This is a genomic window from Bacillus cereus group sp. BcHK124, from assembly GCF_027712065.1.
GTDB lineage: Bacteria > Bacillota > Bacilli > Bacillales > Bacillaceae_G > Bacillus_A > Bacillus_A pacificus.
On record NZ_JAQFPJ010000055.1, the window covers coordinates 1 to 1,497 of the forward strand.

Sequence of the window (1,497 nt, forward strand, 5' to 3'; positions counted from 1 at the left end):
TGAACTGTACCCTATAAAATGGACAGTTTAATAAAAAAGCCCTGAAAAATCAAGCACTTAAAAGATGGTTCCGATATTCGATCGGAGCCATCTTTTTTAATGTCCACTGATAACGATTATAATTATACTCCTCCATATAATCCTTTATGTTGAGCTCAAGGGATTCAAAGGTTTGACAATCTTTGTAATCTAATTCATCTTTCATATGACCAAAGAAGGATTCCATTGGGGCATTGTCTAAACAATTGCCCCTACGGGACATAGATTGTTTGATCCCCATTTCTCTTACACGTTTCTGAAATTCAGGGTGTGTATAATGAATACCTTGGTCTGAATGTAGAAGCGCTTCAGGATGGATGACTTCTCCTAATCTCTCTTTCAAGTTATCTAATGTTTGATAGACGATATCCATTTGTAAAGAAGAGGAGACATGATAGGCTAAAATCTCTCGTGTTGTACTGTCTTTTACACATGATAAATAAGCCTTCTTTCCTTGTCCATAAAATAAATAGGTAATATCGGTTAACATACTTTTTTCAGGCTCTTCTTGATTGAATTGGCGATTTAAAAGGTTCGGACATGTTTTATGTTCTTGTGTCGCTTTTGCGATATGTTTATAAGGGTTTGCTCGGCGAATCTTTGTCACAAGATTATATTTACGCATAATACGGTAAATACGCTTGAGATTCATACAAATTCCTTTTGTCTTTTCCAACACCATTTTGATAGAACGACCACCACATATTTTTCCTTTTCGATTAAAAATTTCTTGGATCCATTCATAATCTGTTTCATCATTACGTTCTTTTTCTAGATGTTTATCTGACTGATGAAGCCACGCATAGTATCCACTCCGACTTACCCCAGCCAGTGTACAAAGGTAACGCACCATACGTGGGAATTGGAAGCGACGTATGGTTTGTTCAATCAGTGCGTATGTTTCTCGTGGTGTTAACGCTTCTTCTGTAACGCCTGCCTTTCGAGTTCGTCTAACTTTTTTAGGAATGTCAATTCCGCTTCTAAAAACGCAATACGTGCTTCCGCTTTTTTTAATTTTTCATCAGAAGAAAGAGCTTTTTCCGAAGGGCGTCCCGTGCTTCCTTTCCCGCGGCGTTCTGTATAAAAGCCCTCTTCACCAAATTGTTCAAAGGTTCTTCGCCAGCGTTTCAAGCATTGTTTTGGTTTCTTCTCACCAATCACAGCTAAGTCAAACCCATTCTCTAAAAAGATTTGGCTAGGACCTTTTCCTTGTTGATTTTCTTTTACCGCTCTTATTTTGAAATCAGGACAATAGCTAATCGAACGTTCCGACGCTTTTAATACATTTTTATTTTTTTCTAGCTGTTTCATTTGAATCTCGTTAAAAATAATTTTACTCATTCTCCGTACCTCATTTCTATCGTTGATTCCATTATAACGAGGTTTTTTGATAAAAATACACAAAAACCCCGAATCATGGGGCTTTTTTTAAGTGTCCATGATTCGGGGTACAGTTCA

1 protein-coding gene is annotated in these 1,497 nt (G+C 37.1%); it reads right to left on the reverse strand.

Annotated elements, in window-relative coordinates:
• Positions 1-49: 49 nt before the first annotated feature.
• A protein-coding gene (locus PDK19_RS27175) for an IS3 family transposase (RefSeq protein ID WP_088300244.1) occupies positions 50-1,380 on the reverse strand; the annotation gives its coding sequence in 2 pieces (ribosomal slippage) (positions 50-993 and positions 993-1,380; 1,332 coding nt in all).
• Positions 1,381-1,497: the final 117 nt, after the last annotated feature.